This is a genomic window from Candidatus Pseudomonas adelgestsugas (assembly GCF_004124255.1).
In the GTDB taxonomy this organism is placed as follows: domain Bacteria; phylum Pseudomonadota; class Gammaproteobacteria; order Pseudomonadales; family Pseudomonadaceae; genus Aquipseudomonas; species Aquipseudomonas adelgestsugas.
Genome location: NZ_CP026512.1, coordinates 1,478,962 through 1,492,690, shown reverse-complemented (window position 1 = coordinate 1,492,690; position 13,729 = coordinate 1,478,962). Strand labels below are relative to the sequence as shown.

10 protein-coding genes and 1 pseudogene are annotated in these 13,729 nt (G+C 39.4%); all 11 read right to left on the bottom strand.

What is annotated here, in order from left to right:
* Window positions 1–1,231: 1,231 nt before the first annotated feature.
* On the bottom strand, window positions 1,232–2,302 hold the full coding sequence (locus tag C3B55_RS03760) for a glycosyltransferase (RefSeq protein WP_129211592.1): 1,071 nt from the start codon (window positions 2,300–2,302) through the stop codon (window positions 1,232–1,234).
* A 9-nt stretch (window positions 2,303–2,311) separates the two neighbouring features.
* On the bottom strand, window positions 2,312–3,265 hold the full coding sequence (locus C3B55_RS03755; protein ID WP_129211590.1) for a glycosyltransferase: 954 nt from the start codon (window positions 3,263–3,265) through the stop codon (window positions 2,312–2,314).
* A complete protein-coding gene (locus tag C3B55_RS03750) occupies window positions 3,265–3,921 on the bottom strand; it encodes an acetyltransferase (protein ID WP_129211588.1) in 657 nt (218 codons plus the stop codon). The genes C3B55_RS03755 and C3B55_RS03750 overlap by 1 nt, the downstream gene beginning before the upstream one ends.
* Window positions 3,922–4,016: 95 nt before the next feature.
* On the bottom strand, window positions 4,017–5,180 hold the full coding sequence (locus C3B55_RS03745; RefSeq protein ID WP_129211586.1) for a glycosyltransferase: 1,164 nt from the start codon (window positions 5,178–5,180) through the stop codon (window positions 4,017–4,019).
* Window positions 5,181–5,498: 318 nt separating this feature from the next.
* Window positions 5,499–5,687, bottom strand: a complete 189-nt coding sequence (locus tag C3B55_RS03740) for a hypothetical protein (RefSeq protein ID WP_129211584.1) — start codon at window positions 5,685–5,687, stop codon at window positions 5,499–5,501.
* Between the two features lie 625 nt (window positions 5,688–6,312).
* Complete coding sequence (locus C3B55_RS03730) at window positions 6,313–7,386, bottom strand: DegT/DnrJ/EryC1/StrS family aminotransferase (RefSeq protein WP_129211580.1); 1,074 nt, start codon at window positions 7,384–7,386, stop codon at window positions 6,313–6,315.
* A 733-nt stretch (window positions 7,387–8,119) separates the two neighbouring features.
* Window positions 8,120–9,166 (bottom strand): sulfotransferase family protein, encoded by a 1,047-nt coding sequence (locus C3B55_RS03725; protein WP_129211578.1) that lies wholly within the window; start codon window positions 9,164–9,166, stop codon window positions 8,120–8,122.
* Window positions 9,163–10,521 (bottom strand): ABC transporter ATP-binding protein, encoded by a 1,359-nt coding sequence (locus tag C3B55_RS03720; protein ID WP_129211576.1) that lies wholly within the window; start codon window positions 10,519–10,521, stop codon window positions 9,163–9,165. The genes C3B55_RS03725 and C3B55_RS03720 overlap by 4 nt, the downstream gene beginning before the upstream one ends.
* The gene (locus C3B55_RS03715) at window positions 10,511–11,329 is read right to left on the bottom strand and encodes an ABC transporter permease (RefSeq protein ID WP_129211575.1); all 819 of its coding nucleotides are present in this window, start codon (window positions 11,327–11,329) and stop codon (window positions 10,511–10,513) included. The genes C3B55_RS03720 and C3B55_RS03715 overlap by 11 nt, the downstream gene beginning before the upstream one ends.
* Window positions 11,329–11,874 carry a dTDP-4-dehydrorhamnose 3,5-epimerase gene (rfbC, locus tag C3B55_RS04705; protein ID WP_129211923.1) on the bottom strand — a complete coding sequence of 182 codons (546 nt, stop codon included), beginning with the start codon at window positions 11,872–11,874 and terminating at the stop codon, window positions 11,329–11,331. Before rfbC ends, C3B55_RS03715 begins: the two co-directional genes overlap by 1 nt.
* Window positions 11,875–11,877: 3 nt before the next feature.
* Window positions 11,878–12,759 (bottom strand): annotated as a pseudogene (gene rfbA, locus C3B55_RS04700) (glucose-1-phosphate thymidylyltransferase RfbA); the annotation flags it as partial.
* Window positions 12,760–13,729 lie beyond the last annotated feature (970 nt).

Below are 13,729 nucleotides of genomic sequence, written 5' to 3'. Positions count from 1 at the left end.
TAACTATACCTTTGATAGTAGTTTTATGCTGATGCCATTTGCCAAATGGAGTTATTTGAACATATTATTTTGGAATGTGTTTGATCACATGCCTCAATAATCTAGTTAAGTTTAAGTTATCTGCTAACATTCTAGCGCTATTCTTCGTCTAGCGCATTTACATTTAGAGATTACCTCCATAAGGAGTGACCAATCAACATCTCATGACTATAGTTGTCCAGCTCCTAAAAAGTTATATAGTGATTTCAGCTATGCAATGAATAGTATAGTAGGTCATAGTAAAAATGCTACATTATTCATTTTAGTGCTGAAATTCCCAGAATATGCTGGATCAGCTATATAGGCTATAATCTCACTGTATGCTACAATCTATTATAGCTATGTTTTAGATGTCAAAAACTGGCCTAAGAGCTTAAATAAAGATATTTGTTTTACTGGCATAGATCACGTAAAAAATATCCTACGTGTTATAGAGATGGCTAAATAGGTGAATTCGTACATGGCTGATCCGGCGTCTTGACTGAGTGTATTTTGCTATTCAAAAAAAATAGTAGCCAATACTAAACCTGGATTTAGTACTCATAATGCTGATGAGGTATTTTGTAATTAGAGTAGTACGACATAAACAGGTATCTACTGTACCCGTATAACTTGCAGTAGGTACTTTCTCCGGTCATTACTGTATAGACACCATTAACCATGGATAGACATAAGTAATTTAATGCTAGTTTATATCTGTAGCTCAAGTTATTTTTAATTAGTACTTGTTGAGCTGTAACATAACACTGAGCTTGTAAAGCTATAGTTATAATAAAGATTATCTTCCTGCTAGATAATTTTGATTGAATATGTATGTAGTTTTCTGATGTTGAGTTTAGTGGCAAAGTTTAAGTTTGCTAGATTAGTCTTAAAAAGCTTTTGTTGCACTTTGACGAAGAGTGCGTGTTGCTCGTACAGTTAATAAGCCATATTAATTTTTAGTTTTTTATGATGGGCAGTTTTACGTCTTTTTAGAAAACACTAGCTATAGCATTATATGCCTAGTTATATCACTCAAATAAACGCTAGAAGGTACTTAAGTGTTTGACTAGACTGTCTATAACGAGTTTGAGTTATTGATAGTCTATATTGTTCTGTATCAGAGACTGCAAGAAGACCTAGCCTGACAATAGCAGGCAGACAGATAAAACGTATTAATTTTTCTTCTCAAGTTTTGTATTTTGTTCACTAATTAAGATCTAAAAAGTCTTAAGTAAACACTTTTTAGGTTGGCAATATTATTGCTGACTACTGCCGAAAACTTTGGACGCAGCACAGCAACTTCCTGCATTTTGCGATGATACCAGCTGGCATTAATTTTGTAATCCTTTTCTAGCACTTCTCGATGTCTATCTGAGCTGAGGAGTCGATTGAGCTTGAGTATACCAACTATCTCATATACTTTGCTAAATGCTTTGTTTGGCATGAAAAAAAGCAGCGTTTTCTCGATGTTAAGATGTATGTCACTAGGTATGTTAGGATATTTCAGTAGGTCACAAAATCCATCTTTAAGCTCTTGAGCTCTAACGTTCTGAAAGAATGAGGTGGCAATTAAGTAGTGCTCATTCATTGAGCGTATAGAATTGGCCACTGTTTGGCTGCTAGCGCTGTGCCTTGGTAACACACGGAAGCTAATTAGCTGCTGCTCAGATATATAAATCTGGTATTTTTTTACTAGTCGGACCCACATATCAAAATCAGGCAGCTGTCGAAGGTTGTTATTGTAAACACCTATATTATTATAACATGCACGCCTAATCAGTATTGTCGGGTGGCAAATGCAGTTACCTTGATCGAAAAAAAGGCGTAACCACTTGCCCCTAGATCGATTTTGTTGCTCAAATACTGAGCCAAAGGTCAGTCGGTTTTTACTAATATGGTTGCCATGTTTATCAATAAAATATGCTTGACTAAAAGTTGCCCCTAACTGTGGATTCTTAAGCAATATCTGCAATTGATAGGCTAACTTGTTGTTGTCGCACCAAAAATCATCTGAGTTAATCAGTGCTATAAATTGCCCTTTTGAAAGGGCAATCAACTCATTGGTAACTGTGCAGGCACCACGATTTTTATAATGAGGAAAAAAACGAATCCTAGGGTCGATCATTGATTCAATAATCTCACGGGTACCATCAGTAGAACCGTCATCTGCAATCAAAAATTCCAGTTCGCCATGCTGATTTAATACGCTAGTAATTGCTTCTTTTACGTAACTCGCATGATTAAAGGTCGCCATTATCACGCTAATTAAAGTATTACTCATGAATTCTCTCTATGGTTTGAGAATCTTAAGGATGATCTTTTTAATTAATGGAGGTATAATTTCGTCGAAAAGTCTGATCACTATTGGCGATATAAACTGTTCAAGGTTAGCTGAGCTCCATGCTACCGCGCGTGCAACTTTGCTTGACCATTTATCGTTACGTGAAAGCACTAGCGCTCTGCGCAAATCAAGTTGCAGCTTGAAGAAGCTGGCATGAAATACATAATTTGTAAGCTGGTCGTATGTAGGAATCAGGCTCAGCTGCATTTCTAATTGCTTAGTACGATTAGCTTGATGCCAAGCATTTTTTAAATGTATGCGATAAACTGACATGGGTGCTTCAATAAAACCAATTAGACTGCTTCTAGCTACGCAGATATTGATGATCCAATCGTAAGATTGGATGTTAAACAACTCAACAGGCAATGCTTCTAATGCTGACTTTCTATAGAGGCAAGTAGAAAAATTACCCACTAGATTATCTAAAATCAAGTCACGCGCATTCAAAAGGCGATAACCATCGCCGCGCTTGACTCGACTGACAAAGCTTGCATTATTTTCATAATAAATAAAGTAATTGACGGAGCAAAGGTCACATTCCCAATGCTCATCGAGAAATTGAGTCTGGCGTGTCAACTTGTATGGACTGCTCCAATAATCATCGCCTTCTAGCACCGCGACATAGCGGCTAGAACAAGCAAGAAAACCGCGTTGATAGTTTTTAGTGATGCCTAAGTTTGCTGAAGGCGAAAGGTACTTAAAAGTAAAACGGGCGTCTGTACCTTCATAGCGCTGAATATATTGTAGCGTATTATCAGAGGAAGCATCGTCAGTTACTACTAACTCAATAGAGCCGTAAAAATCTTGGCTAAAAAGTGAGTTTAAGGTGCGCTCAATATATAACTCGTGATTATAGGTAACCAATAGCACCGATACATCAAAGTGCAAGCTTGCATTTGACATTACTTCACCATTAACCTGGCAGGGTTACCTACTACAGTCGTATATGGCTCAACATCTTTAATAACAACTGCACCCATGCCAACAAATGCTCCTGCACCAATCTTTAATGGAGCCTCTGGCTTGCCTTGCTTAATCAGAGCACCGGCGCCAATATAAGCATGATCACCAATTGTGACGTTTCCATTACATCTCACTCCAGGTCCAAATGTCACAAAATCGCCTATAATACAATCATGAGAAATATTGCACTGGTTATTGACTTGAAAGAAACGACCAATTTTTACATTAGAAGTAATGATGGTTTGCGTAGAGATCATGACTCCTTCGCCAATCTCGTTACTATCCAATAAAATTGCACTAGGAGCAATCAACGAAAAAGGTAAAACACCTTGAGCCATGCAACTTTCTGCAATTCTCTGCCGCTTTTTAGAATTACTGATTGTAATGTTAAATCGCTTAATGCCATGAAGCCTAAAAAAGGCTTGTAGGCTAATTACGGGATATTCATTAATATAAGTTGGTGTTTTGAGATTCTCTACGATAAATAATAATTCATAGTTTGATCCTGCTAGTGTACTCTCAATCATCGATCGTAGCATGGGCATTATTTCTTTACCATGTCCACCGGCACCAATAAGACCAAAAAATGTTTTCATAATAATCTCTAAAAATTTTTCGCTATTCTGGCAGGCGTATGCTGATGTGCATTTGATCTGCTTGCTTTAACTTAAAGGTCCTAAGTATTGATACGCTATCGCTCTTGGCGTAAGTGGCGTACTATGCATTTTAAAAAGTAGATAATACGACCTTGTTTTAACGTGTTTATGTTGATTTCATCTACCGAAGTAGATATAGGAATAGGAGCTTGATTGGCAGCCATAAAAAAATGGCCAAACCCAGCCTGCCCAGTTATCTGGTAGAAATCAAAAATTGAAAACATATATTCATCGCGCAATACACGCTCGAATTCAGGATTTGTGCACCTCTTGATAAACCAGGATAATGCCGCAGCCTTACCAGAGGCTTGCACAAACGCACTTTCTAACAGCAAGAAGAATTTCTCGGCTTCTAGCCTAGCCTGAGTAACAGGTACTCCTTTGAGTTTAAAGTATTCAGAAAACCCATCAGTAAAGACTTCATCCGCAAGCGACTCAAAGAATAAACTAAATATCTCGACTAACTCTGTTAAGTTTCGTGCTGAGTTTTCTAGCGAAACTGCACTGATATTATTGCCACTGCGCATATGGGTAACTAGGTTCTCTTGGATAATATAAATCGGAAACTGCTTAACTAGCCGGATCCACATATCAAAATCTGGCAGTTGTCTTAAACCAGGGTTGTAATAACCAAGCTTATCAAACACTTCTTTGCGCACTAGCATGCTCGGATGACAAATGCTGTTACCTTTTAAAAAGAAGTATTTCAGCCATTCTGCTTGAGTGCGGTTAGGTTGTCTAAATACATCATTCCAAATCACCTCTGGCCCGGATATTCCTTTACCTGTTTCATTGACTAACTTTGCCCATGTAAAGCAGGCGCCTAATTTAGGTTGCGCGGTAAGGATCATAACTTGCTTGCTAAGTTTTAATGGGTACCAGGTATCATCAGAATTTAGCAGCGCAATATATTTGCCACGTGCCTGTTGAATTAGAAATATAAGGTTACCAACAGGCCCAAGGTTTTTTTCTTGTTGGAAAGTCCGAATACGTGGATCATTAAAGTTACAAATTACTTCCCAGCTATTATCTAGTGAGCAGTCATCAGAGATCAGTAATTCAAAGTTTGAAAAGCTCTGGTTTATGACACTATTAATAGCTTTGCTAATATATTTTGCATAGTTATAAGACGGCACTACGACGCTGACTAGCGGAATACTATCAGTGTTACGTAATATATTCGATTTTTCAACAGACATAACTGGTCTCCCAAGGGCGATAAACTTTTTATCGGTTTAGGGCAATATTTAAGCAATCTGCTAAGTCGGCCATGTACACCAGGTGCTGGATATATAGAAGTGATGTCTTTCGTACTACCTAGTGCTCACTATATGTATTGCATTAGCAAAAGGTTGATTCTCGCAGACAAAATATCGGATTATTTACGACTTGAGGTCGTACTTCTAAGCTTAATGCAAGTTGAGCGTTATGGCTGTACAATATGCAAACACGACTGATACCAGTCTCACCAAATGTTTTTAAAGCTTCATTATTAGCATAATATTTTCTAACCAATCTTACGATATCCCATAGATCGTATTTAATCGGTAAAATATCTTACCGGCCGTAAACCGGCCTGTAGTGGAGTTGAACTCATCATAGGCAAAAACCGCGATACTACGCAGCGCAATTTTAGTGCGGCTAACGGTAGAGAAACAATCAAATGAGCTAGGGAAGATTTTTCCGCTAATATTAGGCAACATCATGATATCCAGATTCTGGAAGAAGCTATGAAATTAATCACGGTTTCGGGAATCATGAAACTTGATTTGATCAGCAAAGAAATTAACGCTGATAACTCTTTTATTAAAGAGATCGACTACATGAAAAAAAGGCTGCCATAGCCTTAGAATAAAATTCTGGCCGTGCTGATAAAAAAACATCATAATCCATGTACTTTACTATGTAGCGTATATTTATACGCCATAAAGTAAATATCCAGACGTTATTTTATTGACCACCACAATAGCTTTTCTTAGCCAGTAGCTGTTTACTAGTAAGTTCAAGCATTGCTACACCGAAAATCATCTCGATTTTATTAGTCTGGTGCAAATGTTGATCAGTGATATAATGATAAATTACTTGCTGGGTAATAATAACTTTCTCGAAGCACAGTGAATCAAATGACTTGATCCTCTTGTCACATTCGATGTTATGCAGTATAAGCTTCGCGCTCTGGTATAACGTAAAGATAAATAAAATATTAAACTTTTCAGAGTGTGGCAACAGCAAGTAAGCATTCATACTTACATCGTTGCCCACGTATACATATGTACTATTATGTACAGTTATTTTCAATATTTATATTTACAAAAAAACCGCTAGCCAAGACTAATTGTATTTAACTAGTCGGCATATCATATCTACCTCTTCCAAAGAAAGGGTGTGATAAAGTGGTAAGCATAAAATTCTGCGAGAAATATCTTCTGCAACACTGGCGTTTTGCCCATGGATATACGGAAGTTTAGTTAATGATGGGTAGAAATAACGACGCGGGTAGATGCTGTTTAAATTAAAAATCTCCACTAACTTCAAAAGTGTTGCCTCGCTTTCAAACATTACCGGAAAATACGCGTAATTATATTCTGTCTTTGGTAAAATTTTCTGTAAGCTAACTGGCAGTCCTTTAAGGTTTTGCACATAACGTTCGCACAGCCGCCGGCGTACTTTCAGGATTTCTGGCATATGCTTAATATTGCATAAACCCATCGCAGCATGGAACTCTGAGTTTTTACCGTTGATACCGACGTCGCCGAAATCGTTAGCCGAGGAATGACCAAAGTTTCTCATCATTGCCATACGTTTAGAGATATTTGCATGTGGGCTAATTACCGCACCACCTTCCACAGTATGAAAAAGCTTTGTAGAGTGAAAACTGCACGTCGATACGTCACCGTAAGCAAGCAAAGACTTACCTTTGTGCTGAGTGCCAAAAGCGTGCGCCGCATCATAAATCATTTTTAAGTTATACTTTTTAGTAATAACAGCAATCGCTTCTACGTCGCATGGGTTACCGAAGACATGCGTCGCAAGGATAGCAGTAGTCTTTTCGGTGATAGCTTGTTCGATCAAGTTAGCATCAATGTTCAGCGTGTCCGGGCAGATATCGACCATGACAGGCGTGCAATGCTCCCAGACGATACTGGAAGTGGTTGCGACATAACTGAATGGCGTAGTGATGATTTCGCCATGAAGCTCAAGCGCGCGGATTGCAATTTGCAGCGCAGCAGTGCCGTTGCTCAAAAATAGTAGATTTTTAACAGAGAGACACTCCTTGAGCTTAATTTCTAGCTCATTTAACAAAGGGCCATTATTAGTTAACCACTCGCGAGACCATATGCCAGCTAGGTAGCGTTGATAGTCGGCATATGGCGGCATAAATGGTTTGGTAACTGTAATATTCATGAGGCTCTCAAGTAAACATTAATGATATCTCATTTACTAAGATGCTTTCTTAGGACTCCATACCACGAATACTTAAATTCATTAAGATAAACTTTCAAATCCTGAATTAATAGTTACTTATCTACGATTTTTTAAACGTTTTCTAAATAAGTTGAGAATTTGTATTAACACTGATAATGTCACTAAGCATTAGATGTGTGATTTCTTTTGTGTACTATTGACTTATTAAATTCAATACATCAACTAAAATAGTTTGTTGTGAAATTAAACTCTCTCTACACGTAGAGATATTTTGGTAATTTTTTACTATTTTATCTATTTGGCTGGTGTTATCTTAAGCATATTCATGCGCTTACTATAATTTATACTGTATATTTTAGAGTTTCATTAACTTTGTTAGTTTACTTGAGAATTTGTTCACTTACTTGCAGCGCTTACTCAAGTGCTACGGTCTGCTCTGCATAAACAACTAATTGATTGCTTAGTTCCCAGCAATCAATTAGTGCAATCATCAATCTTTTGTCTCAAATCGTTTATCTTTTGCTCTACCTCGTCAAGCTGGTTTTCCTTAGCTATCTGTTTTTGCTCTATAGCTTGTACTTCTTTGTTCTGCCTTATAAATATTTTCTTTAATGCATAACTTTTGTCTACGTGCTCAGTATTATCATGCCTCATGACGTGAACAGCACTGTTTAAATGGTCTAGTAATTCGCTATGAGCAGCACGGTTATTCTCAACTAGATTTAACGTTACCAATATGAGTATGTTGAACGTAATCAGCCACAGACTGTTCTAGCGTCTGAATATGCTGGGACTTTTCTATATTGTCTTGTTCTAACGCATTTAGGCTGTATTCACGAAGATGAAGATTTGCCGTCTCAGCCTCATCAGTAAATTCGATTGGATATCCATAATAAGACAACCAGCTAGAGATCTCTGACGGGAGGCTTCTATCAAAAGCAATATCATTTTTGCGCCAGGCCTCAACGTTATCTGCAAACACAGTTTGATTTTTTTGTTTATACCACACTGAGTAGGCCTGTGACGAAACCTGATCTAGGTCAAACTTACAAAATTGGTTATAATCAATGAAGCCATGTGGATCTAGCATCGCTATATCAAAATTAACACCAAGGAATTGACAGATTTTTTTCAGTTCTACCGCAGTATCTGCTACTAGGTTTTCATATTTAACTTCCAAATAAGCCTCAGGTTTAAGGAAATACTGTGCGTCCAGTGCAATTTTCTTGACTTCTCTCTGCCACCTGGAAAGGTTCAAACGTGTAGATTGATGCCACCATGTAGTACGCGAGAACGACAACGCGACGTCACGCCCATCACGCACAACATGAATAAATTGTGCATCTGGAAACAGGCTTGTAGCTAAATCAATGCGCTGTCCATACCACGGAGTTTGCTCAATAAGCCAAAGTTTACCATGGCTTTTAGCAATAGCTGAATAAAAAGCGGTAACGAACTCGCGCAGTGAACGTTTTGGCGTAGTGTGTTGACGGCAGAATGCGGGGTAGTCAAAAAACTGATAAAGATTATGCGGGCAACCACGTTCAATGATTGAAATTAATTGGTTTGTATCGAGCCCCTGCTCTTTGGTAAGCAAGTATTCTTCATACAGCCGGTTACCATTGCCTGAATATTCGAATAGTAATTGAATTTCTGGCGGCACACAAAGTACCGGGTTACTGTTCAACATTTGTCCAAGCCAAGTCGTACCACAGCGTCCTGTACCTATGATAAAGGCTTGTTTGATTTGTTCGCTCACTGTAGCTCCTCAAGCTTCAGTTTTGCGAACTGATGGACTTGAGACCAAACCCTAGCGTTTTCCCAACGAGCAACATGGAAAATGACGGCATCATTGATCAAATCAAGGAACTCTACAGATTCGTTATCAACAATAACCGAAGAAATATTGATTCTTAACGAGTAGCATCCCTCTTGTAACGGCATTCTGAATATATACTCCGCAAGGTATCTGCCACCAGGCCTGGTTAGCAGGTAAGGTTGATTTACATGCTGGAATCCACATCCAGTGATGTTGTTTTTTTTCTCATCAAAAACACTGACATTGAGTGTCACGAATTTCTCGGTGTAAGCCTCGAAGTGTACTCTAATTTTTACCTGCTGGTTAAAATCAAGAAAAGTTATGAACTCATTATTCATATCTAATAATATGACAGAGCGCGCTTTTACTTGACCTGTACCGTAACGGTGTTGAGCGACTCGAGCCTCAAACTCGTGGTCAACTCTGAAAACCTTTTCTGCTATAATCGGAAGCCTATTTGTAGCCTCAATTAAATTAATTGACTTGGCAAATGGTTTTAATGCGCATGAAAGCTTGCGGTGTTCCGCATTCATTGCTTCGTGCATTGAGCGTATATACAGCTCAGCCACATCAGCTGATGACCCTACGGCAACTATCTTGCCATTATCCAGGTATATACAGCGGGAGCAAAGGCTTTTAACGGTCCCCATATCATGGCTCACAAAAAGAATGGTTGCCCCACTTTCTTTAATTTGCATAAGCGCTGTCATGCACTTAGCATGAAAATTCATATCGCCAACAGACAACGCCTCGTCGATGATCATGATTTCTGGATCAGACATAATGTTGCAGGCAAAAGCAAGTCGCACAAACATGCCATTAGAGTAAGTTTTCACTGGCTGTTCTAGGAATAAACCGATATCGGCAAATGCAGCAATATCATCGAAACGATCTTCTATTTTCTGTCTGTTTAAGCCCATAATAGCGCCATTCATGTAAATATTTTCGCGTCCTGTGAGCTCCTGGTTAAACCCTGAGCCGAGCTCTAGCAGAGCTGCGATACGCCCATTTGTCTTGCTTGAGCCTGCAGTCTGGCTGAGCGTTCCACAAATAACCTGCAATAGTGTAGACTTGCCGCTACCATTGCGACCGATAATACCAACTGTCTCACCTTTTTTGATTTCGAAGGACACATCTCGCAACGACCAAAACTCATTGAAGTACTGTTTTTTTTGTATGCCAAAAAACTCTTGAATACGTGGATAAATTGACTGCTTCAAGCGGTCATACGGTTTAGCGTAAAGCTGGTAGCACTTACTAAGATTTTGTACTGTAATAACGTTATTAGAGGACATCTGCAAACCCTTTACGAGTTTTTTGGAACCAAGCAAAACCTAGCCATACAATGAAAAGAGAAACTACAAAATAAATAGCAAGGAACTGTAAATCTGGCACCACACCCCAGAACAGCACATCACGTCCACCTTCTATAATAGAAGTCAGAGGATTCAGCAGTAGTAGGATCTTGAAACGCTCAGGTAGGGCGTTTGCTGGATAAAAGATTGGGGACAGAAACATGGTTACTGTGGTTACAAGCGCCACAAACTGTGTGATATTTCGCAAATAAACCCCAAGCGAAGCTAAAAACCAAGTTAGTCCCATGATTAAAAGCAGCAATGGCAGCACGACAAATGGTAGCAGTAGCACGGTCAAATGGGGCAGACCAAAAAGGATCACGTAGGCAGTCAACCAAACAGTAATGCTTACTACAGCACGGAACAGTGCACCCCCCAACGAAACCCATGGCAGTACTTCTAGCGGGAACACTACTTTTTTAACGTAATTCACGTGAGCCAGAATAAGTGTTGGGCCTTTGTTGAGGCATTCAGCAAAAATATTAAATATGATTAACCCTACAAACAACACCATGCCAAATTCTGACATCGAGGTGCTTTCTGAATTCCAGCGCGCTTTGAAGATTCCACTGAAGACGAAGATGTACACTGCAAGCATTATGGTTGGCGTTATGAAAGACCAGAGCACGCCTATAATTGAACCATTAAAGTTTCCTAACACTTCGTGCTTAATTAAGGTAAGTATTAATTGGCGATTACGCCATAAGCTCCCCACTATCTCTCTGGGAGACGCAGAAAAATGCTGCATTAGCCAAACACCTTAGCAGCCGACAGCAACTGCCCTTGAGTATCTTTTTCTGAGAGAGTTGGTGTGCCAATAATTGGCCACTTAATTGCTAAGCTTGGATCATCCCAAGCAATGCAATGCTCATAAGCTGGCGCATAATAGTTGGTGCTCTTATAAAGCAGCTCTGCAGATTCGCTCAGCACTACAAATCCATGAGCAAAGCCTTCCGGAACCCAGAGCTGGCGCTTGTTTTCTGCGCTTAAAACTTCTCCCACCCATTGGCCGAAAGTTGCGGAGCCTTTGCGGATATCGACAGCTACATCAAAAATCTCGCCTGATACTACACGAACTAGCTTTCCTTGAGGCTGGCAGACTTGATAATGAAGACCACGTAATACGTTGCGCATAGAGTGCGAGTGATTATCTTGAACAAACTTAACTGAACGGCCGATAGCGCTCTCAAACTGTTTTTTATTGAAGCTTTCAAAAAAAAACCCACGCTTGTCACTAAAAATTCTTGGTTCGATTAAAACAACGCCTGATATTGCTAGCTCTGAGTGCTTCATTGAATGAATTTTCTCGGTCATTAGACATTTTAGGTATTGGCCATAACTATTCTTAAGTAGAGGTGTAGCTAGACGCTCTAGTTGCTCTGCATCGATCCAATTTTTACGGAAAGCAATCTCTTCAGGGCAAGCAATTTTAAAGTTTTGGCGGCGCTCAAGTGTAGCGATAAAGCTGCTGGCTTCGAATAAGGAATCATGAGTGCCTGTATCAAGCCATGCATAGCTGCGGCCTATGATCTCGACTGATAGCTTGCCACGTTCCATGTAGATACGGTTGAGGTCGGTGATTTCTAGTTCGCCACGCTGCGATGGCTTGATATTCCTAGCGATTTCAATCACGTCCTGATCATAGAAGTACAGACCGGTAATGGCATAGTTTGATTTTGGTTTGAGGGGCTTTTCTTCAAGGCTGATCGCCCTGCCATGGGCATCGAACTCGACAACACCATAACGCTCAGGGTCGTTCACTTGATAAGCGAAAACGCTGGCGCCGTCCTGATGGCGCGTTGCTTTTTTGAGCAATTTATTAAAATTATGACCATGATGAATGTTGTCGCCTAGCACCAACACAGACAAGTCTTTGCCAATAAAGTCTTTGCCGATGAGGAAGGCTTGCACCAAGCCATCTGGTGAGTTTTGTACGGTGTATGAAATATTTAGACCCCAATTGCTGCCGTCACCTAACAGTTGTTCAAAGCGCGGAGTATCTTGTGGTGTAGAAATTATTAAAATATCGCGAATATCTGCTAGCATTAGCGTAGTTAGTGGATAGTAGATCATTGGCTTGTTGTAGACTGGTAACAACTGTTTAGAAATTGCTAAGGTTGTAGGGTGTAGACGAGTGCCTGAACCACCAGCCAAAATAATTCCTTTACGTTTAAGCATGTTGATTTCTCTAGAATATCTATAAGCATACATGCCACGCTGTACCCCTCATTCCAGTAAGCGTAGCGAGAAGGCATTCTGCATTTTTTGGTGTTGAGTCTTGAATTGCCGTGATGCTTGGCTGGCTTCGAGTAGGCTTAATAATCATTATTAATGCTAGCCAGTTTTTCTGGGTCAATTTCTAATTACATGATATTGCTAGTGCCAGCGAATACATAGTTGATACAATAGTGAATAAGCTAAAATTAACTTAATGCTACAGCGGTTAACACTGCTATGATTATTACGTTGATACACTAGCTTTGGTTAAGCTAACTACATTTTGGTCGATAAAAATTGTAGACGGCCTTAACGATAGAGTCAGAGACAAATCGTTCACGGTAAGCACTGGATTGGATATTGCTAACCAAAGTCTTTTATCCAGATACCACTCGACTGTCTTATGGATAGCGGTTTCGACAGATTTAACTAGCCTCGACTTAATGCTCTAGCTTGTTAGCACTGATGGCGTACTGGTGATCATGGCTATGGTAATCCGGTCATGTAAGCACTCTGATTTTGGTGAGGTTTACTGCTCATTTGACAATGCAGTTCATCGAGCAAGACATAAAATGTGTGGACGATATTCATATTTAGTTTTTTTGTTTTAGTCGTTTATCTTACTTGCAGGTATTATTTCATGTGCTGGTTTCCAGTGCACTAAAGAATAGCGTTCTGCGGTAGTTTTGTACGTGTTACTAGACACGAAATTGCTGACTGTCGCCATATATCGATCGTATTTTTTGCCTGCAAGAGTGTTCACAGTTATCGATGAAAGCATTTTTTCCGTGAAACTGTATGGACTACAGTAATTTAAGTAATTATTCATTAGTGTTTGTAAGTTGTAGGTACAGCGATAAGCACATATTAGGTGGTCGCTTGTAGCTATGCTAGTCAAGTGAATGTTGTTAGTCTAATATCTCTTGAGTCT